Annotated in this window: 1 protein-coding gene; it reads left to right on the top strand. The window is 62.0% G+C overall.

The genetic code is table 11. The features are described 5' to 3' along the window. The coding region (locus tag AC1D0P_RS32380) for an exopolysaccharide biosynthesis protein (RefSeq protein ID WP_477680462.1) at positions 1–361 on the top strand (361 nt) is incomplete at both ends.

Below are 361 nucleotides of genomic sequence, written 5' to 3' on the forward strand. Positions count from 1 at the left end.
ATGCGGCAAAGGCCGCACAAACTATCGGAATTGCTGCGGCAACTGTCCGACAATGCCGGCGACAAGATCACGCTCGGCGACATTGCCGATGCCATGGCCGACCGGTCCTTCGGCGCCTTCCTCGTCGTCTTCTGCCTGCCGAGCATGATTCCCCTGCCGCCGGGCGCGACATTCATTCTCGGCCTGCCGCTGGTATTCATCACCTTCCAGATGGCCTTTTCCCGTCTTGACCGCATCTGGCTGCCGAAGCGGCTGCACGGCTATGGCTTCGACAACAAGGCCTTCTCTTCCATGCTCGATCGCTTCGTGCCGTGGATAGAGAAGCTCGAGCGGCTGATCACCCCGCGCGCCTGGCCGCAAC

The sequence above is a fragment of the Polaromonas sp. P1_G2 genome (assembly GCF_056405515.1).